This is a genomic window from Pseudomonadales bacterium (assembly GCA_013215025.1).
In the GTDB taxonomy this organism is placed as follows: Bacteria; Pseudomonadota; Gammaproteobacteria; order Pseudomonadales; family DT-91; genus DT-91.
The window spans coordinates 1-24,175 of sequence record JABSRR010000056.1; the positions used below are offsets into that span (position 1 = coordinate 1).

Annotated in this window: 22 protein-coding genes; 9 read left to right on the plus strand and 13 right to left on the minus strand. The window is 43.9% G+C overall.

From position 1 onward, the window contains the following. Positions 1-218, plus strand: a 218-nt coding sequence (locus HRU21_05880; GenBank protein NRA41823.1) for an arginyltransferase, incomplete at its 5' end; no start/stop codon positions are given. A gap of 126 nt (positions 219-344) precedes the next feature. After that, a complete protein-coding gene (gene infA, locus HRU21_05885; protein NRA41824.1) occupies positions 345-563 on the plus strand; it encodes a translation initiation factor IF-1 in 219 nt (72 codons plus the stop codon). Positions 564-1,033: 470 nt separating this feature from the next. Here infA and meaB read toward each other — a convergent pair whose 3' ends face one another. The 9 genes from meaB to HRU21_05930 all read right to left on the minus strand — a co-directional run bounded on the left by meaB (position 1,034) and on the right by HRU21_05930 (position 12,296). Further along, the gene (meaB, locus tag HRU21_05890) at positions 1,034-1,990 is read right to left on the minus strand and encodes a methylmalonyl Co-A mutase-associated GTPase MeaB (protein NRA41825.1); all 957 of its coding nucleotides are present in this window, start codon (positions 1,988-1,990) and stop codon (positions 1,034-1,036) included. A gap of 78 nt (positions 1,991-2,068) precedes the next feature. Further along, on the minus strand, positions 2,069-3,208 hold the full coding sequence (locus HRU21_05895) for a hypothetical protein (GenBank protein NRA41826.1): 1,140 nt from the start codon (positions 3,206-3,208) through the stop codon (positions 2,069-2,071). 83 nt (positions 3,209-3,291) lie between these two features. Continuing rightward, positions 3,292-4,668, minus strand: a complete 1,377-nt coding sequence (gorA, locus tag HRU21_05900; protein NRA41827.1) for a glutathione-disulfide reductase — start codon at positions 4,666-4,668, stop codon at positions 3,292-3,294. After that, complete coding sequence (cobA, locus tag HRU21_05905; GenBank protein NRA41828.1) at positions 4,661-6,070, minus strand: uroporphyrinogen-III C-methyltransferase; 1,410 nt, start codon at positions 6,068-6,070, stop codon at positions 4,661-4,663. The genes gorA and cobA overlap by 8 nt, the downstream gene beginning before the upstream one ends. Positions 6,071-6,110: 40 nt before the next feature. Continuing rightward, on the minus strand, positions 6,111-7,418 hold the full coding sequence (gene serS / locus HRU21_05910) for a serine--tRNA ligase (protein ID NRA41829.1): 1,308 nt from the start codon (positions 7,416-7,418) through the stop codon (positions 6,111-6,113). Positions 7,419-7,456: 38 nt separating this feature from the next. Beyond that, on the minus strand, positions 7,457-7,834 hold the full coding sequence (gene crcB / locus HRU21_05915; protein NRA41830.1) for a fluoride efflux transporter CrcB: 378 nt from the start codon (positions 7,832-7,834) through the stop codon (positions 7,457-7,459). Next, entirely contained in the window at positions 7,827-9,179 is a 1,353-nt protein-coding gene (locus HRU21_05920) for a replication-associated recombination protein A (GenBank protein NRA41831.1), read from the minus strand. Before HRU21_05920 ends, crcB begins: the two co-directional genes overlap by 8 nt. Continuing rightward, positions 9,172-9,933: an outer-membrane lipoprotein carrier protein LolA gene (locus tag HRU21_05925; GenBank protein NRA41832.1), complete on the minus strand. Its 762-nt coding sequence runs from the start codon at positions 9,931-9,933 to the stop codon at positions 9,172-9,174. The genes HRU21_05920 and HRU21_05925 overlap by 8 nt, the downstream gene beginning before the upstream one ends. A 32-nt stretch (positions 9,934-9,965) precedes the next feature. After that, a complete protein-coding gene (locus tag HRU21_05930; protein NRA41833.1) occupies positions 9,966-12,296 on the minus strand; it encodes a DNA translocase FtsK 4TM domain-containing protein in 2,331 nt (776 codons plus the stop codon). Positions 12,297-12,508: 212 nt separating this feature from the next. On the opposite strand from HRU21_05930, the gene trxB reads away from it, so the two are divergent. Then, positions 12,509-13,459 (plus strand): thioredoxin-disulfide reductase, encoded by a 951-nt coding sequence (trxB, locus tag HRU21_05935; GenBank protein ID NRA41834.1) that lies wholly within the window; start codon positions 12,509-12,511, stop codon positions 13,457-13,459. A 341-nt stretch (positions 13,460-13,800) separates the two neighbouring features. Here the strand turns inward: trxB and HRU21_05940 are convergent, their stop codons facing one another. Continuing rightward, positions 13,801-14,673, minus strand: a complete 873-nt coding sequence (locus HRU21_05940; protein ID NRA41835.1) for a TIGR03619 family F420-dependent LLM class oxidoreductase — start codon at positions 14,671-14,673, stop codon at positions 13,801-13,803. 181 nt (positions 14,674-14,854) lie between these two features. On the opposite strand from HRU21_05940, the gene HRU21_05945 reads away from it, so the two are divergent. Both HRU21_05945 and HRU21_05950 read left to right on the plus strand, forming a co-directional pair. Beyond that, on the plus strand, positions 14,855-15,490 hold the full coding sequence (locus HRU21_05945; protein ID NRA41836.1) for a phosphoadenosine phosphosulfate reductase family protein: 636 nt from the start codon (positions 14,855-14,857) through the stop codon (positions 15,488-15,490). A 13-nt stretch (positions 15,491-15,503) separates the two neighbouring features. Then, on the plus strand, positions 15,504-16,253 hold the full coding sequence (locus tag HRU21_05950; GenBank protein NRA41837.1) for a hypothetical protein: 750 nt from the start codon (positions 15,504-15,506) through the stop codon (positions 16,251-16,253). Between the two features lie 193 nt (positions 16,254-16,446). Here the strand turns inward: HRU21_05950 and HRU21_05955 are convergent, their stop codons facing one another. Next, entirely contained in the window at positions 16,447-16,806 is a 360-nt protein-coding gene (locus HRU21_05955; protein ID NRA41838.1) for a PilZ domain-containing protein, read from the minus strand. A 31-nt stretch (positions 16,807-16,837) separates the two neighbouring features. Next, positions 16,838-19,183: a DUF1631 family protein gene (locus HRU21_05960; GenBank protein ID NRA41839.1), complete on the minus strand. Its 2,346-nt coding sequence runs from the start codon at positions 19,181-19,183 to the stop codon at positions 16,838-16,840. A gap of 291 nt (positions 19,184-19,474) precedes the next feature. Between HRU21_05960 and mutS the strand changes: the two genes are divergently transcribed. The 3 genes from mutS to HRU21_05975 all read left to right on the plus strand — a co-directional run bounded on the left by mutS (position 19,475) and on the right by HRU21_05975 (position 23,071). Next, the gene (mutS, locus tag HRU21_05965) at positions 19,475-22,030 is read left to right on the plus strand and encodes a DNA mismatch repair protein MutS (GenBank protein ID NRA41840.1); all 2,556 of its coding nucleotides are present in this window, start codon (positions 19,475-19,477) and stop codon (positions 22,028-22,030) included. Between the two features lie 149 nt (positions 22,031-22,179). Continuing rightward, a complete protein-coding gene (locus HRU21_05970; GenBank protein ID NRA41841.1) occupies positions 22,180-22,503 on the plus strand; it encodes a ferredoxin family protein in 324 nt (107 codons plus the stop codon). Positions 22,504-22,849: 346 nt separating this feature from the next. Next, positions 22,850-23,071: a hypothetical protein gene (locus tag HRU21_05975; protein NRA41842.1), complete on the plus strand. Its 222-nt coding sequence runs from the start codon at positions 22,850-22,852 to the stop codon at positions 23,069-23,071. Positions 23,072-23,107: 36 nt separating this feature from the next. On the opposite strand, the gene HRU21_05980 is transcribed toward HRU21_05975, so the two are convergent. Then, positions 23,108-23,680 (minus strand): DUF1415 domain-containing protein, encoded by a 573-nt coding sequence (locus HRU21_05980; protein NRA41843.1) that lies wholly within the window; start codon positions 23,678-23,680, stop codon positions 23,108-23,110. A gap of 121 nt (positions 23,681-23,801) precedes the next feature. Between HRU21_05980 and HRU21_05985 the strand changes: the two genes are divergently transcribed. After that, positions 23,802-24,175 (plus strand): hypothetical protein (locus tag HRU21_05985; GenBank protein ID NRA41844.1); only part of this gene is annotated, 374 nt, incomplete at its 3' end.

Sequence of the window (24,175 nt, forward strand, 5' to 3'; positions counted from 1 at the left end):
TGTCCGCGGTATATACTTTTTTTGATACGGCAGAACAACAACGCAGTCTTGGTCAATTTATGATTTTGCAGCAGCTGCAGCTTGCCGCTCGATTCGAACTGCCTTATCTATATCTTGGTTATTGGGTAAAGCACTCGCAGAAAATGGCTTATAAATCTCGCTACAGGCCAGCAGAAATATTTTTAAATCAACGCTGGGTTCAACTTAACGCAAGCTGACGCCATTCTCGTCATTGTTGTTATCACCATCATCTAATCACTGAAGTTTATAGGTTTGATATTCCCGTATTTTTCAGGCAGAATGCGCGCTTAATTTTCATCTAGTACTGCTGAGGTATAGCCTGAATGGCAAAAGAAGATCAATTTGAAATGGAAGGTGAAGTGGTTGATACACTTCCAAATACGACATTTCGCGTTAAATTGGAGAATGGTCATATTGTGACAGCGCATATTTCTGGCAAAATGCGTAAAAACTACATTCGCATTTTGACCGGCGATAAAGTCAGAGTTGAATTGACACCTTATGACTTAAGCAAGGGTCGCATTACTTATCGTGCTCGCTAATGCTTGATGCGTGATGCTTTATGCATAACGCTAAGCTTTGATTTACATGCTATGCAGCTGCAATGGCTGCATAATTCCAGAAAACAGAACCTTAGACAGCTACTTTAGATAGCTACTTTAGACAGCTAATTTTCTCTATCTTTCTTAATCTCTATTGATACTTTCTATTATTACTTTCTATTGTTACTTGCTATAAAACTCTGTGACATTCTTTCAGCTTTGTACCAAACCCTCTTTCAATCCTGAACCTTTAGCGTTTGTTCGGACCATCTTACCGCAATAAGATTTTATCCTAAAAATTGTAGTTTTTTAGCCGCAGAATTTTAGATTAGCGCGTGCTGAGATGCACAATGACAGTGAGGTTAAATGGCAGGCATGCGCAATGAATGAAAGTATAGTGGCTTATACAGTTTTAGAACTGAATCTGCGAGAATTTTGTGCGCGCTGTATTTATTGCCCACTGTTTATCGTTATATTTTGGCAATAATTGTCTTGGCCGCAACATAAGGCGTAGTAACGCCCTGAGTAACCTGTTGCTGCAGCTTGGGCAGCAATTGTTTTATTTCAGGATGGCTGTGAATGCGAAGATCCACTAATTCATGCATTAAACGCCGCATCCATTCAATGTTCTGGCGAGATCGCTTGTTTGCAAAGGCGTTATTCTCTTGAGCCATGAAATAATAGTCAATCATCATACCCCAAATGGTATCCATGCCTTGTTGCTGAACAGAAGAGCATGTCATCACTTTCGGTGTCCAAAAGCTTGTATAATGCAGTAAGTTTACCGCAGACTGATACTGACTTTTGGTTTTGTTCGCTAGGTTAACGCTTTCGCCATCGCACTTGTTAATAATCAGTGCATCGGCAAGCTCCATAATGCCTTTCTTAATGCCTTGCAACTCATCACCAGCGTTAGGCATCATTAACACCAAGAAAAAATCGACCATGCTAGCAACTTCAAATTCACTTTGCCCAACACCGACTGTTTCAACGATAATTACATCGTAACCAGCTGCCTCACACAGCAACATGGTTTCTCGAGTTTTTTGCGCCACACCGCCCAGTGCACCTTCGGATGGGCTGGGCCGAATAAAAGCGTCACTTTCGCGTGACAATAACTCCATACGGGTTTTATCACCCAAAATCGAGCCACCAGCGATCGGCGAACTCGGGTCCACGGCTAATACAGCAACTTTCTTACCCTGACTAATCAGGAACATACCAAAACTTTCAATAAAGGTAGATTTGCCGACGCCAGGAATACCAGTGATACCTATGCGAAGACTGTTGCCGGTTGAAGGTAATATTTGTTCCAACAGAGCTTGGCTTGACTCTCGATCCTGCTCACGCTTGGACTCAATCAAGGTAATTGCTTTCGCAAGGGCGCGTCGATTGCCTTGTTGCAGTAATGGGATATTAATATTCATGGATAGAACTAACTAGCAAAGTGGGCGCAAGCATGCCATAAGATGACAGCGAAATAAATCTTAACTTAATCGGGATGCTTAGGAAAAGCTAACGCTATGACGATGCAGCGACTCACGCTTCCAGACAAAGCCTTCAATGTAATAGTGAAAAAGACCACTGATAAATAAAATTTGCAGTCCTACGCGCATTTGATCAGGCAGTGGCTGCTCAACTTCAGGGCGATAAAAATGACTGGCAAAACAATCAGTATTATTGGCGGGATTAAAACCTAAACCAAAATCTAAAAAGTAGGCACCACACTCAATAGAGTTCGCTAAAACGATCGCTAATATTGGACATAAAAGTAATGGTGTTAGCGGAATAAACGATAAGGCACGGTAGATGTAGTTGTGCGTTTGCGTCGCATTCCGATTGTGGTCATGGACAGAATAGATAATAAAGGCGGTGATATCGTGAATAAAACGTGGAATCAAAATAACCAGAAAACTATATTCTAGTGCAGCCATACACCAAACAATGAAGAGCATTAGAATATTAGCGGCAACATAAACAATGCCTAGTCGCTGTTGTCCGCGCCGCATTAAATTGGTGCCAAACAAGGCCGCGCAGACCACGGCAGCCAAAGCTAACCACTGTGTGAAATCATATAGGCTAAGACCAGAATCAAATATAACGGCCTGTAAATTATGCTTAGTAAACGCCATCAAATAAAGCAATGTAGCTGCAAATGTCGAACTGTAACGCCAGAACTCAAAGCCGCGATCTGGCCGTAAACCCATCATCATCATACCCAGCCCAAACTGCTGAGAAAGCACGTGATACATGGTATAGGCTGCAAAGAATATAAAAAATAAAATAAACACAATGCCATAAAGGCCTGGGCTTAACACTTGCGGTAATAGATAGTTAACACTCAATACTGCCACGGTGATGATCACTAAAGCCTTGGTAAATCGCTGACGATAATGTGGCAGATATTCGTCATCGAGTAAGGTGACCATGCTTGAAACAATATGCGGGAAATTAAAAATAATAGCCCACCAGATTAATGCGCCTGGATTATCGGGCAACCAAATATCACGAAACTGATAGTTAAACGCTAGCGCGTCAAGCACCACAAAGCACAAGCACAGTGGCATTATTGCGTATAAAGACAGCAATAATCGATTTGAAATACTGACCGGTTTAACTGTAACAGCAGACACAACGTCGTTCATAAAGCGCTATAGAAATAAGTAATTATTATATTAAACAATACGTACTTTGCGTGAATTTGAGATAAAAATCCATGCTTAAAGCATTACGGTTTTGAATATGCCACCTGCCGCATGGTCACAAACTCTTCTGCCGCGGTCGGATGAATACCAATCACGCTGTCTAGCTCAGACTTTTGCATTTGACACTTTACGGCCAAAGCTAAGCCTTGAATGATTTCACCAGCATCAGGACCAATCATGTGGACACCCAACACAATGCCGGTTTGCTGATCGACAACCAGTTTCATATACACTCTAAAGCTTGATTCGGTCAGCGTGTGCTTCAAATGCTTAAAATCACTGGTGTAAAGGTCAATAGTATAACCCTGCGCTAAAGCTTGTTGCTCTGATAAACCCACAGTAGCGATATTCGGCGCAGTAAAAATAGCCGTAGGTATCGCGTGATAGTCCATCGTTTTGCGTCCGGCGCCATACTGCTGATCCACAAATACCATTGCTTGCGCTAAAGCAACCGGCGTTAAAGCGGGTGTTCCTATCGCATCACCCAGCGCATAAATTGACTCAACGGCAGTATTAAACTGATCATCAACAACAATATCACCTTGCTCACTGAGCTCAACGCCAAGCTTATCAAGGCCAAGCTGCTGAGCTAGAGCCGCACGGCCGGTAGCATAAAAAACCTGTTCAGTCTGCAAGCAATCACCGCTTTCAAGCTGAACGGACAAGCTGTCGTCAAGTTTGTCGATATGATTTACCTGCTCAGTTAGGTGAAAAACAATACCCTGCTGCTGTGCTTGATGCAGTAAACCCTTGCCAAGATCATGATCAAATGCTCGCAGCAATTGCGAGCCTCTATAAATAACGTGAACTTCAGAGCCTAAAGCATTGAATATACAGGCAAACTCTAAGGCTATATATCCCCCGCCAACAATAACCATATGCTTTGGCAAGCTGGGTAAATAAAAAGCATCATCCGACACTATTGCATGCTCGATACCTGGAATATTTGGCTTTACTGGCGTACCACCGACAGCGAGCAAGATCTTATCTGCACTGTATTGCTCACCTGCTACGCTAACCGTATGTGCATCAATCAGACTGGCTTCTCCATGGATAATGCTGACCCCAGCATTGGCTAATAAATTGCCATAAATGCTATTTAAGCGAGCAATTTCGTGATTCTTTTTAGCGATAAAACTAGGCCAATCAAAATCTTGGTGTTCAATTTGCCAGCCATAGTCCCGTGCATCTTTCATTTCCTCATCAACGTGTGCTGCATACACCATCAGCTTTTTGGGTACACAGCCAACGTTTACACAGGTACCACCCAGCGCACCGCGCTCAATGATCGCAACCTTAGGACGCTCACCATTAGCTAGCTTGCCTTGGCTGGCTGCCATACGTGCAGCTCTGACACCGCCGGAACCGGCGCCAATGACGATTAAATCAAAATCATACATCTGGGTTGCTCTCAGTCTGAGTACTAAACCAATTTAATTGATGGTGTAAATTAACCACTTCTCCAACAATAATCAAAGTTGGTGCTTGTAACTGGTGGCTATTAGCAAGCGCAGGCATCGACGCCAACGTCGCGATAAGAGTCTTTTGATCAGCAGTTGTGCCTTTCTGAATCAGGGCTATCGGGGTGTCTGGCTCACGTCCATGTGCGATCAGTTGTGCACAAATCTGTGCCAAGCCCATCAGACCCATATAAAAAACGACGGTCTGGGCAGGGCTGACAAGCTCCTGCCAAGGCAGGTTGCAGCTATTATCCTTGAGGTGCCCAGTAACAAATCTGACTGACTGCGCATAATCACGATGGGTCAACGGAATACCCGCATAAGATGCGCACCCAGCAGCCGCAGTCACGCCTGGAACAACTTGAAAAGCTATATTATGCTCTGCCAGACCTTCAATTTCTTCACCGCCGCGCCCGAATATAAAGGGGTCACCACCTTTCAAACGAACGACACGATGACCTGCGGAGGCATAATTAATTAATAACTGATTAATTTGCTCTTGTGCAACAGCATGGTTCGATCGAGCCTTGCCAACGTAAACTAAGCTGGCCTCAACGTTCACCATATCCATAATAGCAGGCGCCACTAACCTATCGTAAAGCACAACCTCAGCCTGTTGCAAAAGACGCAGAGCTTTAAAGGTCAATAAATCAGGGTCTCCAGGCCCTGCACCAACTAATGCAACCTCCCCAGTTTGCTTGGTCTGACGTTCAAGCAATGCGTTTTGCAATAAGTCTTCAGCCTCCGCCTGCTTACCCAGCATGACTTTTTCAGCGACTATGCCTTCTAATATGGTTTGCCAGAAACGGCGACGAAGCGACTGGCTAGGTATCGACTGCTTCACTCTGTCGCGCCATGACGCAGTAAATGATGCTAAAGTACCATACGCAGCAGGCACCATCGATTCAATTCGAGATTTCAGCAATCTCACCAACACAGGTGCGGCACCACCAGAAGAAACCGCAATAGTGATCGGCGAACGATCGATGATGCTGGGTAAAATAAAATTACTCAGTTCAGGGTGCTCTACCACATTGACTAATTTATTGGCTGCATTGGCTTGTGATGCAATGCGAAGATTAAAAGCTGGGTCTGACGAAGCCGCGATTATTAAATAATAGGCTTGCCAATCTAAGCTGTGAATTGCTGCATCATCGGCAATCCACTCACCGCCAGTCTGCTGCACGATAAACTGCATATCGTCCATACAGCTGCTTGACACTACCGATATGATTGCACCGGCCTTATGCAGCAGATTAGCCTTTCGTAATGCAACAGCACCATCGCCAAAAATCAAACAGTGCTTTTGCTGTAAATCTAAAAATATTGGAAAATGTTTCATGAGCCTATGGCCGCAATACGACGCTGTCTAAATCGATAGTTTAGCCAATATGGCTGATGCCTTGCATATAAGCTTGTAAGACTTTCGGTACGGCAATACGACCATCCGCACACTGATGATTTTCCATCACTGCCAACAGCGTTCTACCAACTGCTAAGCCTGATCCGTTTAATGTGTGCAGCAACTGCGGCTTGCCGTCAGCTAAACGATAACGCGCCTGCATGCGACGTGCTTGAAAATCGCCAAAGTTCGAGCAAGATGAAATTTCTCGGTAACACTGCTGAGACGGCAACCAAACCTCTAAATCATAGGTTTTTTGGGCAGAAAAACCGAGGTCACCGCCGCATAACAGTACTTTTCGATACGGTAATTCCAGCGCCTGCAAGATAGCTTCGGCGTCCGCGGTCAATGCCTCCAAAGCAGCATCTGAATCTTCAGGATACACCGCCTGCACTAATTCAATTTTCTCAAATTGATGCTGGCGAATCATGCCGCGCACATCACGACCCGAGCTACCAGCTTCTGAGCGAAAGCAGGCAGTATGCGCGGCAAACTTTAACGGCAGTGCAGTAAAGCCTTGTGTATTCTTTGACTCGACAATCACATCACGCAGCAGATTAGTGACCGGTACTTCAGCGGTTGGAATTAAGTAATAAGCATTGTTTTGATCAGTATCAAGTTTAAATAAATCTTGCTCAAACTTGGGTAGCTGGCCCGTTCCGGTTAGCGATGCCTGGTTAACAATATAGGGCACATTTAATTCTTCATAACCGTGTTGGTCACAGTGAGTATCCAACATATACTGGGCTAATGCGCGATGCAGGCGAGCAATGCCCTTTCGCATCACAGCAAAGCGAGATCCGGTAATCTTGCCACCTAAGTTGAAATCCAAGCCCTGCAGTGCTTGGCCAAGATCAACATGGTCTTGCACAGGAAAATCATAAGATCGTGGCTCTCCCCAACAGGCTATTTCAACATTCTCGTCTTCTGACTGCCCCGCAGGCACAGTTGCATCAGGTAAATTCGGCAGACTCAATAGCAGATCTGTTAATGCTGCATTAACTGTTTTGTTTTGCTCAATCACGTCAGCTAGATTTTGATCGATGACCTTTAAACTATCGGCAACTTTTGCCTTAGCGTCGTCAACCGACAGGCCTGACTGAATAAGCTGGCCCACTTGTTTAGAGGTAGATTTTTTTTCAGCCTGCAGCTGCTGGGTTTGTATGTCGGTTTGTTTGCGCTGTTGCTCTAAAGCCTGAAATTGCTCAATATCTAGTGAAAAGCCTTTAATTTTAAGCCGTTCTGCCACTAATTGAATATCTTGACGGAGCAGTTTTACGTCTAACATGCGGGTCCTATTACTGGAAAAAGAAGTTAAAAAAATCGTTAAAAATGCCTGGCCAGCTCAATCGCTAAATAAGTCGCAATGAAACAACCAGAAATACTCAGCAGTGTATAAGCCAAAGCATGCAGCCATTGCCCCTGATGAATATGCATAATGGTATCAAGTGAAAACGTCGAAAACGTTGTAAAAGCACCCAATAAACCCGTCATTATAAAAGGTTTTAGCGCAATTGGCAGCACAGCTTTTTCATCAAAATAGACATAACAAAAACCGATACACAGAGACCCTAGGATATTCACAANCAAAGTACCCAAGGCAAGATGCCCCTGCCATAGGCTATGAATCTGAAAATTCAGAAAATAGCGCAAACAAGCGCCTATAGCACCGCCTAATGCAATCGATACGTAGAGGCTAATCATGCTCATTATCTTGATGCTGAGCAGCATGGTTTAATGCTGCTAAGTGCTCGAGTTTTTGTTTAATTTTGATTTCCAACCCGCGATTCACTGGATGATAGAACTTTTGATCGCTAATTTGCTCGGGCAAATAGCTTTCACCAGCAGCAAAGCCATCCTTCTCATCATGCGGGTAGCGGTAATCTGCACCATAATCTAAGGCTTGCATCAGGCTCGTGGGGGCATTTCTAAGCTTCAGCGGCACCGCTAAAGAGCCGCTTTCTTCAATAACAGACATTGCCTGTTTAACAGCCAGATAAACCGCGTTGCTTTTTGCTGCACTGGCAAGATAGGTAACAGCTTGAGCAAGCGCCAAATGTCCTTCTGGACTGCCTAATCGCTCCTGCGCTTGCCAAGCATTTAAGGCAACCTCAAGTGCTCTTGGGTCGGCATTACCGATATCTTCACTAGCCGTGCGTACAATTCGCCTTGCTAAATACAGTGGATCACAACCCCCATCTAACATCCGGCAGAGCCAATACACGGCAGCATCGGGATCCGAGCCCCGAATCGATTTATGCATAGCAGAAATTTGATCATAAAACGCCTCACCCTGCTTATCAAAACGACGTTGCGATTGCAGCACAACATGTTTTACCGCCGCTTGGTCAATCATACCGTCAGAATAATGCAGTGCATAATCGGCGGCCTGCTCTAGCGTATTTAATAATTTTCGCGCATCGCCATCTGATGCCATTAGCATCATGCGCTTAGCGTCGTCGGCTATTTTTACGCCTTGATGCTGTAAGCTCTCGTCATCACGTAACGCGCGATCAAGAATTTGTGCAAGCTCGCTCTCATTTAAAGGCTGAAGCACATACACTTTAGCGCGCGACAATAACGCCGCATTAAGTTCAAAAGATGGGTTTTCAGTGGTTGCGCCGAAAAAAATAATATTGCCGTTTTCTATATGCGGTAAGAAGGCATCTTGCTGGGCTTTATTAAATCGATGCACCTCGTCAACAAACAGCACGGTTTTTTGCTGGTATTGCTGCCGACGTATGATGGCTTCATCAATTGCCGCACGAATCTCTTTTACACCCGCTAATACGGCTGATAGTTCATAAAAAAAAGCATCTGATTGCGCCGCGATCAATTTGGCTAAGCTGGTCTTACCACTGCCTGGCGGCCCCCAAAATATCAGCGAATGCAGCTGCGATTGAGCAATAGCTAACGATAGCGATTGTTTATCACCGAGAATATGAGATTGACCAATATAGTCTTCTAGACGTTGTGGCCGCAGCCTAGCAGCGAGCGGCAAAAAACCATGCTGGTTTGGTTCAGGCGACGACTGAAACAAATCACTCATAAATCACATCAACATCGGCAGGCACTTGAAACACAAACTGCACATCATCAATCGCAAGCGTTGATGTCGTTAGCGACACCGAGGTTGTTTGACCAAGTAAATCAGTAAAACTAAACGTTTCAAGCCTGATCGTAGGTTCATGCAAAAAAACCAATTCAATCGCTTGAACGTCAACATCCATATGTTTTGCTCGCAAAAGATAGACATTTCGCCCTGATGATGCATGTGTTGAAGCGACTACATCCTTGCTGACTGGCAGCAAATGATAATCGTCTTTTAGTCGCTCGGGCGCCTGAAGAACTGCAAGTAAAATCGCATTTTCGGCTTGGGAGGCATAAGGCTGCACAATGACCTGCGCCAAATCACGATCATATTGCCAAATAAACTCACCATCACTCTGCAGCTGCTGTGCTATGGGTGCATTAGCTTGCCAAATAAATTTATTGGGCTGTCGGTATGCAATATAGCCGTCAAATGCTTGGATGACATGCTGCTCAGCATCTAAGGTCTGCTGCCTAAAATCAGCACTCAAGGCAGTGATTGAGTCTATTGACTCGAGTAGATCAGACCAGCGACTTACTTGTTGCTCCGCAGTATTTGCCAGCGCAGCGGAGGAAATGAACATAAATGCTAGCATGCCGAAGCTTTTGCCAGGGTATGCATTTGTTATCGATCTTGCCGATGAGTAAATCCAAGCAACACATAGGCGCAAACCCTGCATTGAAAAATAAAGACGAAAAAGTGACTGCAACATAATTATCTTCAAGATTGCCTATTCAAAATGACTTACAAACTGGGTGGTGGCGCAGCAATCACTTCTCGCTGGCCGCGCTCATTTGCTGCGGTAACAACGCCAGCCGCCTCCATGCTTTCAACTAAACGAGCGGCACGGTTATAGCCAATTCGCAATTTTCGCTGAACGGATGAGATTGAGACTTTGCGCGTCTCTGTAACAAACGCCACCGCCTCATCAAAGAGCGGATCTGATTCGGCATCGTCCTCGCCACTGCCCTCGCTGGCGATGCCCGGTATGTCGTTTGTATTGCCAGTTTCTAATAAACCTTCAATATAATTCGCTGAGGTATTCTTCGTCCAGGAAGCGACAACTTTATGCACATCCTCATCATCAACAAAGGCACCATGGACTCGGGTAAGCATAGAAGTGCCAGGCGGCAAATACAGCATATCGCCATGCCCAAGCAGTTGTTCTGCACCACCTTGGTCTAATATAGTGCGCGAGTCGATTTTTGAAGACACCTGAAACGCAATGCGCGTGGGAACATTCGCTTTGATAAGCCCGGTAATCACGTCTACCGATGGCCGCTGGGTCGCAAGTATTAAATGAATACCGGCAGCACGCGCTTTTTGTGCGATCCGCGCAATCAATTCCTCAACTTTTTTGCCCACAATCATCATCATGTCAGCAAATTCATCGATCACAACTACAATATAAGGCAGGCTTTCTAGCGGCGGCGCCTCTGCTGTTTGCTGCATTGGGTCAAAATGTTCTTCAGGCACAAATAAAGGGTCTTTTATTGGTTCACCGGCTTTGGCTGCATCATTGACTTTCTTATTAAAGCCGCTGATATTTCTCACACCCAGCTTTGCCATCAGCATATAGCGTCTTTCCATTTCAGCCACACACCAGCGTAAGCCCGCAGCTGCGTCTTTCATATCGGTGATGACAGGCGTCAATAAATGCGGAATCCCCTCATAGACTGACAGCTCAAGCATTTTAGGATCGACCAAGATCAACCTGACTTCATCAGGGGTTGCCTTAAACAGCAAGCTAAGCAGCATCGCATTGACACCCACCGACTTACCTGAACCGGTTGTTCCAGCAACTAATAAATGCGGCATTTTTGCTAAATCAGCCACCACGGGATTACCCGCGATGTCATGTCCTAAAGCCATGGTTAAGGGCGACTTGGATTCCTCAAATGCCCGCGAGCCAACGACTTGAGAAAAATATACNATCTCTCGATCTTCGTTTGGAATCTCAATGCCAATCACTGATTTACCCTGTATCACCTCTACAACCCTAACGCTGATAACCGCTAAAGAGCGCGCGATATCTTTTGCCAAATTGGAGATGGTCGAGACTTTTGTGCCAGGCGCAGGCTTAATTTCAAAACGAGTTATAACCGGCCCAGGGTAAACATCGGTTACTTCTGCAACAATCTTAAAGTCCTGCAGCTTATGCTCTAGCAATCTAGACATATGATCCAGCATTTCAGGTGAAAAGCCTTTATCACCTCGATCAGGGGCCTGCAGCAGCAAACCTAAGGTTGGTAACACTTCCCCTGTATCATCAAATAACTCAGATTGTTGTTCCTTGATGGCTTTTTTGGAGGGCTCGCTTTTCGCAGAGACTTTTGGCTCTTGAATAGTCGGCGGTATGCGTTTTTTAAGTTTATTTTTTTCTGCAGCTAAGGCTTTTTGACGTTGCTCAACCCTTGCCTGCATTTTTTCCTGCTCAAGCTTTTCTTGTTGCGTATCTTGTCGCTTTTGCGCCAAACGCTTTTTCAGCAAACGCCATTTCGCAGGCATGACCTCTAGTACCAATCGCCCAACCGCTTCAAAAGTTTGTAACCAAGAAATACCGGAAAAAATCGTAAAGCCAACCAAGAAAATCGTTAACAATGCCAGCCGACCGCCAACTAAACCGAAACTGTGCAAAAAAGCTAAGGCTAGCTTTTCTCCAATAACCCCGCCGTCACCAAATGGATAAAAGGACTGCTCTACCGGCGAATTGATGGCAGCAAGGCCCGTAATCGAGAGAATAATCAACACTACACCGATACCGTTAATAATGAACGATGGCCAATCATTATCTTCCTCGGTGTTTCGATGCATAAAATGCAATGCCACGCGGTAGATCAAGCTTAAGGGCAGACAAAATGCAGCAATGCCAATTAATGAGAAGAGAATATCCGAAAGCCAGGCACCCATGTAACCTGCGGCATTACTGACCGTATCGTTTCCGCCAATGGTTGACCAAGCTGGATCTTCGGGGTTGTAACTTAATAATGCGATAGAAAAATACAGCGCGATCGCTACCAGAATTACAAATAAACCTTCTAGCAAACGATTAAGTGATTTTTGCGAGATATCCATTGACTACGCTGATCCAACTATGGCGCTAAAGAAAACTCATCATAATTCATTTATCAGATCAGCTAAAGCTGTAAGCTTGTGATTACATTGAAATTAATTGCATAGTTTTTGAACGATTAGGCTTTTTTATAGCGCTTATTGCATTTCTTTACTGGCCTATCGCGACGCGCGACTTAAAATGGCCTCGCTTATTGTATTTTTAAGGATTCATCATGAGTGATTTTGTACACCATCCGTTAATTATTTTAGGTTCTGGCCCAGCGGGTTACACCGCGGCGGTATACGCAGCAAGAGCTAACTTAAACCCAGTTATCCTCACGGGTATGCAACAAGGCGGTCAGCTTACTACGACTACTGATGTTGATAACTGGCCCGGTGATCAAAACGGGGTCCAAGGCCCAGAGCTGATGATGCGNATGCAAGAACATGCTGAGCGTTTTGATACCGACGTCATTTTTGACCATATTGAGTCTACCGACCTAAGTGAAAAACCATTTAAATTATTTGGTAACAGCAATAATTACAGCTGTGATGCCTTGATCATAGCTACCGGTGCATCAGCACAATATTTAGGCCTTGAATCGGAACAAGCATTTATGGGCAAAGGCGTCAGTGCTTGTGCGACCTGTGACGGTTTCTTTTATCGCGGTAAGGAGGTCGCGGTTGTTGGCGGCGGTAATACGGCAGTTGAAGAGGCACTTTACCTGTCCAATATTGCCAGCAAAGTGACACTCATTCATAGACGCGATAAACTTCGCAGCGAGAAGATTTTGCAGGATAAAATTCTAGAGCGTGCCGAAAACGGCAATATTGACATCATTTGGAACCATACGCTGGCTGAGGTTACGGGAGATGATTCGGGCGTAACTGGGTTAAACTTGCAATCCACTACTGACGATACTGAAACCAAGATTGATGTCGCCGGTGTGTTTATTGCAATTGGTCACAAGCCAAATACCGACATCTTCACCGGTCAGCTTGATATGCACGATGGCTATTTGCGCATTCAATCTGGTGTTGAAGGTAATGCGACGCAAACCTCTGTAGAAGGCGTATTTGCTGCCGGCGACGTTGCTGATCACATCTATCGTCAAGCTGTGACCTCTGCCGGGTTCGGCTGCATGGCCGCACTCGATGCAGAACGGTATCTAGACGATCTTTAATATCAGCTAACGGCAGGTTTGAATTGCTTAATAAACAGCTATTTCTTAGCAGCTAAAGCTCTATAAGTAATATCTAAGATATAACACCTCGACGGCAAGGATTTTGCACTGAGTGGTCGAGGTGTTTATTTGCAAGGCCTAAGATACCATGCATGTGGCTGTTTTATTCTGTGCCCTTCCTTACCCTGCTTAAATAACGCCTTATTTAATAAAGCCCTATTTAATAACGCACAACTTTTTAACGCTTCGCTCTTTAGACACCCTTCTCCATAGCCACTGCCTTATAGAAGCCATTAATAGACGCCTTTGTACTTAATATTTTCTGAGTGAACAGCTCGACCTCAAAGTTTTTCAATAATATTCTCAGCAAACCACTGCATCATATTTATCTTATCTGCTGTCGAAGTTTTATCCTCTTCACCAGCGTAGGCATCTCTGAAGCCTATAATACACTCTGTGACGCCCGCATCTGTAAGTCGCTTAACGCCGTCAACCGAATAAGCATCAGCAGTGATAGCATGCACCTCAAAGGGCAAGTTCTGCCTACCATATTCAGCACGGTATTGATTAATCTCATCAATATAAGCTTTTAAGGTCTCATAATCACCACCGGCGTGAACCCAGCCATCACCGATACGCGCAGCACGTTTTAGAGCAGGTTTAGCATGACCTCCAATCAAAATGGGCGTAGCNGTTTTAGGTACGGGGCACATTTTATGTGAGGGAATTTGATAATATTCACCGCTAAACTGATAGTACTCACCGCTGTGAAGACCGCGAATAATCTCGATCATTTCATCAAATCGCTTACCTCGACCTTGCCATTGTTCGCCGCATATCTCAAAGTCTTCAACCCATGGGCTTAAACCAACGCCAAAGGCAAATCGCTCTTGCGTCATAACCTGTAAGGAGGTCAACTGCTTGGCGACAATAATAGGGTTTCGTATAGGCAGCTTGACCACCGATGTTGTAAAACGAATCGACTCAGTGACTGCTGCCATCGCTGGAATGGCAATAAAAGGCTCAATAAACGGCGTGCCCTCTAAGAAGTTTCGACTGCCGTCAGCATTATAGGGATATTTAGTATCGGCATGTTCTGGGTAGCAAATACTGTCCGGCATAGTAAAGCCGTCAAAGCCCAGTCGCTCGGCAGCTTGGGCAAGTTCAATATATTGATCAGCTGGGCACATACAGGCATGGTAGGCAAATCGCATTAACATAACTCCAATTTATTATCGTTTTAATCACGACTATAAACGCAAATACATCTGTTCACCATGCAAAAATTAGATACGCGTTATAACTAAAAGTACATATCATATAAAGTTTTGATATTTGAAGTTCATAAGTAAAGCCCTTAAAATGCCCAACTTTAATTTACCAATCATCTATCTTATGCAAACTTTAGACATTGATCTTGATGCCATGAACCAATCGCTGCGCCATGAGTCACCGCAAGCGATCATTGAATGGGCCTTATCTCTTCAAGAGAAAACCATTGCAACCACTAGCTTTGGTTATTATTCAGCCGTTAGTCTGCATATGATTAGTCAAATTGACAAGCAACTGCCAATTGTTTGGGTCGACAGCGGTTACAATGTAAAAGATGCCTATAGCGTCGCTGAAACGCTGATGCATGACTTACAATTGAACATGCATATTTATAACCCTGATATCTCAGCAGAGCGAAGAAATGCGATTATGGGCGGCATTCCAACCATTGATGACGCTCACTTTGACGAGTTTACGCGGCAGGTTAAATTAGCCCCCTTTGCTCGTGCTCTAGATGAGCTAAAGCCAAAAGTTTGGATTAGCGGGATTCAAAAATTTGAAACCGAGCATCGCCAAAGCCTTGATATATTGTCTATCGATGAGCGTGGTATTTTGAAGGTTGCTCCTATCTTCTATTGGACACAAGCGCAAATTGAGCAATACATGCAACAACATCAGCTCCCTAATTGCAGACATTATTTTGACCCTACCAAAGTTCATGAACACAGAGAGTGTGGTCTGCATACGATTGCTGTCTAATTAAATTATTGCTATGGACAATCGCGCAAGTTTTGAAGCGGCTTTTATTTCTCAGCGCGCCAGCATCAGTATCACCGATTTCTTAGCCGACGAAGTTAGCTTAAGCAAAAGTAGCATAAAACGCTGCATTAATGCTGGTGGCGTCTGGTTGAAGCGTGGTGACGAGCCCATGAGAGTTAGAAAAAGCAGTCTACCGATCAAGCTAGATGATGAAATTCATATTTACTACGATCCTGCTCTGCTAGCCATTGACACACCTGCCTTACAACCACTTCAACAAATCAATGACTTAAGTTTTTGGCTAAAACCCGCGCTTAATTCCCATGCAAGTTTATACAGTGATCACTTATCTCTAGCGCGCGCAATTGACGTCAGCCTTCCCAAGGGTGTCGCTTGTCACCATGCCTTCCCGGAGATTGACTTTTGCCAAGGTGTCATACTGCTGGCGCATAGCAATCGGGCAGCTGCCCAATTAGATCAGGCGATACAACACGATAAATTTTCTATAGCCTTACTGTTAGACACTTTAGCACTTAAGGATGCACAGAAGATGGATCTGCAGGGTATTATTCATCATGACGACATTACCCTAATAAGTGACCAAGAGAATCAGCTCAGCATCAACGTATTGTCGACATCAGCGGTATTGAAGATTGAAAACTGGTTAAATCAGGTGAACCAGGACGAAGACATTTTTATACAGGGAATGATTACAGGCGTTCAATGCTTGGATATGAATTATTCGCTTAATAGTGAAAATTAGCTTACTCAGTCAATTTTAGGCGATCAATCATTTTTTAGATGATGTACTGTGTGAATTAAATACCAGCGCTTTATGCTAGTGCTTTATTTTCGCAACACTTCCACAAATGATACAATTTTCAAACGAGACAAAGAAAATCAGTTGATGAGCACAACTTAGATAGGTAACTAATCTGCTAGCTTAAACAGTTAACTTAAACAGACAGCTGGGAACTTTGAGCCATCGCTTCAACCAGATAGTTTACCTCCTCATCAATACAATCAATGATTTGACACCCCGACCATACCAATTGACCGCTTTGATCCGCCGATTCGTGCCACAGGCAATCGACCGCTATTTTAATTGATAGCTTATCCAGCACTGGCTTGGTCAGTTTCAGTTCTAGCTGATAAAGTTTATTTTCTGTCAGCGCCTGATCACCAACAATCAATAAGCCTCCTCGGCTTATATTGACCAAGGTGCCAATTATATTATTTGTATTGCTGTTAACAACCTGTATTGGCAATTCAACACTATAGCGTGCATGTTGCCGTCTTGACTTAGGTGCTTGCATAGCACACTCCTTCTTTTCTAACACTTNTGTATTAGACCGCTGTCTTTAGTTTCAACAATACAAATTCTAAGGCACGTTCAAAAAAAGGTTTTTCAATCCACTGCTCTATTTGCACTTTGCCAGCCAGTTTTGCTTTTGCAAGATCAATCGCTGAAAGCATTTTGCGAAATTGACCGGTATTATCACTTAACATAAAGCGGTTAGATTGTGCATTGTACCAAGCCACTTTGGCGCGCTTTATACCAATGAATTCGAAATCGCTAAATTCTAGCCATGTGCCAAAGTCTAAGGAAGCCAACTCTTTTATCGCACAATCCTCTTGCTCCGTGATGGCCTGTTCTTGAAATTCTTCATCCAGTTCAATCTCTTGTTGATCGGCGTCAGCTGGTGCAGTCAAACCTTGCCCGGCTATGGCATCTGTTTGCGCCTGCATTAATAGTTGTATCAGTTTTCTCGCTTTGGCATGATCAAAGCTAATAGATTTGAGGGCAAGCTCAACTTCATAAATGACATTGTCGTTAAACCGCTCGCGCGAGCCCTGATCTTGATCGACAGCATTTGCCTCAACCGAGGCAATAACATCGGCTACAAGCTGCAAAGACTGCTGCCAATGCTCAGAATCAACGCCATATCGAAGCCCTAACATGGTCAAGTGATCAGACAGCGGTAAAGCAATCAGAATTCTAACAGGCTTGGTTAATTTAAAACCTTTGGCAACACTGGCGATACTTTGTTTAGCAGCTTTCTTTATAGAACGCATGTGTTCTTCACCCTCGGCCTTAGATTGAGCACGTTGATCAAGAATAAGTGCTTTTTTACTTACTTTAGCGTTAAACGCTAACATATCTTGTAACAACTCATCCACAGTCGAGGTTTCACCTTGATATTCTATTAAAAGGTGCCTGACGATTTCTTTAATCTTTGGAAACACTTGCAGCTGCGATTTACCATCATCGTTCACCCACTGCCTGCCCGCATCGGCTAATGCGTCCAATAATTCTTTGGCACAATGTTTTGTATCGCGGATAAAACTTGGATCGGCCATCGCAATTTTCAAATAAGGCGTATGTAAGTAGCTTAAAACGGCCTTTACTGCATCCGGCAATTGCTTATCCGACAGCATGTATTCAAATATTCGACCCACCAAGTCAATCGCTTGTTGGTTATCAATGCTGGCATGATGCTCCTGCGCAGCCTGTAATACCGATTGATTGACCGACTGCATTTGATCAAGCGACAAGGCTTCAACCTTTTGTTCAGATAGCTGTTGGATATGATTTGCCTGCTGCTGAAAATTCTCGACGGTTGATATGACCTGCTGTAAATTCTGTGAAGCGTTAAATGTCGCATCTGGGCTTGGAATATCAGTAGCTTGCTGATTTGCAGGCTGAAGCTGTCGTCGTTGAATATCCGCAATATTATTCAATAATTGTTGTTGATAGGCATCACCTGTGGCCGATACTGGAGCGGATTGTGACTGTGTCACCGCTTGTAGTGATGCCTGAGTATGTTGCTTAAATTGATCTTGTGTAATCTGCTGTAAATGTGACGATTCAGTCGCGGCTGCAGATGAAGCAGCAATATTATCGGCAAGAGTCTTAGGTTGATCAGGCGTCATGTTTACTGCAGGAGATGAGCCTACTGAATCGGCGCTTTTTGCCACTGGCTCTGAAGACGCCGCATGCTGGCTTGCTGTGGCCCTTGGCTTATTATCGATTTCGCTAGCAGCAGGTTTTGTTACTGAGTATTTGAAATTAGGCAGAATATCTTGCTCAATCAATAGCTTATTAGCCGACTGATAGCTTGAACTAAGCGCAGCTGAGATCGCGCGCTCGAATATACGGCAGGCAATGCTTTGTAGCTTGATTGAAAGCTCAAGGCTACTGAGCGTACTGAGAAAGATGTCGGCTAACTGCAAGGGACCAATGGGATTGCCATCATCGCTCAATTTATCACCACCAAGTAATATCGCTAGGCGCTGATTTAAAGCAAAAAGTTGTTCTACATTCCTCGCTTCAGCGCGTCTTGCAAGCGAACTGATTGCAATGCTTTTTTCCAATGCTTCATCAGCTAATAAACTCAGATCGGGTGAATCATCTATCTTCAGTTGAATTTTATCTAAACTACCGGTTCGAAAACGCACTAGTCTGTCAATTAAGGTTTGCTCAAAACGCCGTGATAATTGTTGCTCTTGTTTTTTTAGCAGCCGTGCTTTGGCAAATAATTGCCATTGTTGCTCATTACTGCTGGCTTCATCTGCCATGTCCAATAGCTGCTGCTCAAACTGTGTAAAAAACTCAGCTAAACTCGGCTGTAAGTTTGACAGCACAATTGATTGAAGCTGACTAACCACTGCATCTACGTTAATGTTATTCATTATATTATTGACCATTAGCGCCACCCAAAAAGAAGAACTTCATGAGTATATCGAGTAGACGCTGCGATAGATTCGTTAACATTCAGCTATAAAGTTTCACTGCTAAAATCGTGATTTTGTTCACAGTCACTATTTAGTAATTACTTACAAGATAGGAAAAACTCGCCAAAAAACAACCGTAGTGATTGCGACTGAGCTTTGTTATAGTAATTTACTGCTTATCTTTATCAGTTGTTTCCTATGAGTCGCGCATCTACCAAGGCTGAAGCCGCATCTACTCAACACACCCCAATGATGCAGCAGTATCTGCGCATTAAACATGAGCACCCTGATCAACTGCTTTTTTATCGCATGGGTGACTTTTATGAATTATTTCATGATGACGCAAAGCTAGCGGCAGAACTGCTCGATATCACCTTAACCGCGCGCGGCAAATCCGGCGGCAATCCCATACCTATGGCTGGCATCCCCTATCACAGTGCTGATGGCTACCTCGCTAGACTTGTCAAACTCGGACATTCAGTTGCCATTTGTGAACAAGTTGGTGACCCTGCCAATAGTAAAGGGCCGGTAGAGCGAAAAGTTGTTAGAGTGATAACCCCAGGTACTATTTCTGATGAAGCCTTACTCGAGGAGCGACAGGAAAACTTACTGGTTTGCGTAGTAGAAAGCAGTAACGTCTTTGGTTATGCACTTTTAGATATGGCCTCTGGACGTTTTAGCGTATTCGAAACGCAAGGCGAAGCCAATGCGACCAATGCACTGTTTCGTCTATCACCCGCCGAGTTGATTTTTCCGGAGTCCTTTTCTCATCATGCATTCAGGCAGTTTCCATGCAGCATTATCGAGCAAGCCGATTGGCATTTTGATTATGATTCATCACTGCAGCTACTTTGTCAGCAATTTGAAGTCCATGATTTAACTGCATTTATCCCGGATCATCTGCATCCTTCGGTGACAGCGGCTGGCTGCTTGCTTCGTTATGCATTAGATACTCAACGAGGCGCACTGCCGCATGTGCGTCAGCTCAAATATGAGTCTCAGGCAGATATGGTCAATATGGATGCTGCCACTCGAAAAAATTTAGAACTTGATCAAAACCTTAGCGGTGATGAATCAAATACACTTTTTTCCGTACTCAATCACTGCGCCACAGCCATGGGTGCAAGAACCTTACGGCGCTGGATTCATCAACCATTAAATAATCAAAGCGAGATTGAGAGCCGTCTTGACTGTATCGAAGAACTATTAACGTTGTTTATACAGCTAGAATTATCCAACGAACTCAAACAAATTGGAGACCTTGAACGAATCTTATCGCGCATTGCGCTGCACTCTGCAAGGCCTCGAGACTTAGCACGCCTTCATCGCTCCTTGGCTGTACTGCCTTCCTTGCAAGGCATTTTGAACCGTTGCAATAGCCCATTGCTGAAAGCTTTAGCCGCTGAAATCAGCGAGTTTCCTGCTCTGACTGAGTATTTGGCCACTGCTATTATTGAAAATCCCCCGATGGTAATTCGTGAAGGCGGTGTTATCGCGAAAGGCTTCGATCCAGAGCTAGATGAACTGCGAGCGATTAGCCAAAACGCGGGAGATTTTTTGCTTCAGCTTGAGGCTGAGCAGCGAGAAAAAACTGGCCTGAGTTCATTGAAAGTTGGTTATAACCGAGTTCATGGCTACTACATCGAAATATCAAAGGCGCAATCAGCTGCTGCGCCGGTTGAATATATCAGGCGTCAAACCTTAAAAAATGCTGAGCGCTTTATAACGCCAAGCTTAAAAACGTTTGAAGATAAGGCCCTCAGCGCCAAGTCTCGTGCACTTCAGCGCGAAAAATTTCTTTATCAACAGATTCTTGAAACAATAAATCAAGATTTAGCCGCATTGCAGCTCTCGAGCCGTGCGATATGCCAACTGGATGTTCTAAGCAGTTTAGCCTTAGCCGCCGATCTGTTTGGCTATTGCAAACCCACTATTCAGGCATCGTCGGGTATTGCTATCCATGCTGGGCGTCATCCTGTGGTTGAGCAAGTATTAGACTCTGTTTTTATTGCAAATGACACCTCGATTACAGACTCACAACAAGTCTTGCTGATTACTGGGCCTAATATGGGTGGTAAATCTACCTATATGCGTCAAACGGCATTGATAACCTTGATGGCGCATATGGGATCATATGTGCCTGCAGACAGTGCAACTGTTGGCTTAGTTGATCAAATTTTTACCCGCATTGGCAGCTCTGATGACCTCGCAGGTGGCCGCTCAACATTTATGGTTGAGATGAGTGAGGCTGCCAATATTTTAAATAATGCAACACAGCAATCCTTGGTATTGTTAGATGAGATCGGGCGCGGCACTAGCACCTTTGATGGCCTCGCCCTCGCCTATGCAATTGCACAAGATATTGCCAGCAATATTCATTGTTTATGCTTATTCGCTACACATTATTTTGAACTTACTGAGTTGCCTCAGACATTACCCAATATTGCTAATATGCATTTGTCAGCGTCAGAGCATGCTGACGAGATTGTATTTTTGCATCAATTAGCTGCAGGCCCTGCAAATAAAAGCTATGGTCTTCAAGTCGCTAAGCTTGCAGGTATTCCGCAACGCGCACTCAATGTTGCGCAACAGCAGTTACACATTTTAGAGCAAAGCTCTGCAGACCTATCGCCGCGAAGTGGCATCCCTAGCCAGGTCGAGCCTCAGCAGCATGAGCTCTTACTGAATGAAGATGCAACAGCCGCGGCAATACGTCAACGTCTTCGTCAGTTGGATGTTGATAATATCTCACCCCGAGAAGCTCACAACTTGCTTTATGAGCTTCAACAATCAGCCAGCAAATAAGAATAATTCTCAAAAACATCAATAACTTAAGACCTAATACTTGTTGATTTAATTATAATAATTCAGGCTGAAATAGTTAACAAAGCGTAGAAAACCAAGTAGAATACTGCCGCTTTTTAATTGATTAAAATAAGTATTGAGGACATCTCATGACATTCATTGTTGGTGAAAACTGCATCAATTGTAAACATACAGACTGCGTAGAAGTTTGCCCTGTCGACTGCTTTTATGAAGGCCCTAACACCTTGGTTATTCATCCTGACGAATGTATCGATTGCGCACTATGCGAACCAGAATGTCCTGTTGATGCGATTTTCTCAGAAGATGAAGTGCCAGCCGATCAAGAGGTGTTTATTGAACTTAACGCTGAGCTTGCCGAAGTTTGGCCAAATATCACCGAAATGAAAGATGCCCATCCTGATGCAGAAGAATGGAATGGCGTTGAGAATAAGCTGCAACATTTACAGCGCTGATTGAAGTGCTTATAAAAGCACTATTCTGGCCCCAATAAATATCACATCATATTGTTCTACGCTTAAGCTTTTGTAGTTACTCTTCTTCCACTAAGCTTAATGATAAACGCCACTTATATATAAAAAAAACCTGCTCTTGCAGGTTTTTTTTCGTGCCGATTATTCTATATCTGCAGGTTTAAGCGTTAAATCTCACAAAAAATGCAGCTACTCACAAATGGCCGATATCAGCAGCTTGGCTACACTCTTTTCAACTACGTTAATATTTATCATGAAAAAAAGGGTCAGAAACGTTTGCACCGACTGCAGGGAATCATAATCGGAAGCAAAAAGTTAAAGGATTATTATGCATATTTCTATTGAAATTAAACACAGCGCAACCGGCTTTTACGCGGTTCTGCTAAATACTCACCAACATCAGCAACATATCATCTCAAAAACTGCAGTTCACCAATATGCATCCTTAGCGCTGCACGAAGGTTATTGTCTATTGGATAATTACCAAGGCAAGCAGCACAGCTGGCAACAAAAACATTATCTATCTCCGCAGCAGCAAGTTATGCATTAAAGCCGTTTTAGGCATAGCAACCTCATTGAATACACATCAATTAGCCTTGTCTTCAGCTTTGTCTTTAGCGTTGTCTTTAAATTTGTTTTCTCGAAACCACTGCTGAAAATAGTCTAAACCCAACTGTCGACAACGCCTTATATTATCCTCTGGAATCTGATCTGGTTGTGGGTGGGCGTCCAGACCGGCTGCAACTGAATCTTCACGCAAAATATGTAGCAACGGCCATGGGCTGCGATTGGTAAAATTTGACGCATCATTAGGCTTGGCATCTGCAAAACAGTATTGTGGGTGAAAACTGGCCAACTGAAAAATACCTCGAAAGCCTGCCGCATCGATAATATGCTCTGCCCGCTCAATGAGCCCTAGGTAATGGAAAAAATCCTCGTAACCATCGTCTAAGACGATTATGGCCGTTTCGGCATCAGGCTTTGCATCTAGCCGCTGCAATATTTCAGAAAAATTTCGTAACAGCTGGGGCTCAGATGAACCCGAGCATGCATGCCATTCAATTCTGTCTTCTAGCCAAACTTTTCGCGCAAATGGACAAAAATTATGGTCGATAACTATCTCTTGCAACCACTTCTGAGTATCTAAGATTGCCTGCATAAGGCTCTCACATGTTATTCATCTGAAAATTAAATACGAATAGGCAGATAAAATGCATATCAACTTCACCCCACTGCACAAATCGCATAGCATACGCAAAACTATAAGATTGGGTCACCTAATGCCAAATTCAACCTCGCAAGCCAACAACTCTGCTCAGCAAGGCAACAATTCTGCTCAGCAAGCCAAGTATTATCGTGTGGCAATGTCGTTTATTAAATTAACGACGCCAGTCTATATTGCGTTTTATGCATTTTTGATCACCCTGCGCTATCTCGGTCTTGATGACTTTGAAAATCGCCTTATCGGCTATAGTTTTTTACATATGTTTGGTTTGCAGGCATTTCATTTTATCTATTTACAGCAAAATAAACACACGATAACTAAGCATTATATGCAGCAGCTTTTATGGTTCTTAGTAATCAACAACGGTTTATTATTTGCTTACTGGCTAGCTTATCTCGATGAAGCCCGCCCCTTTATCTATATCATAGC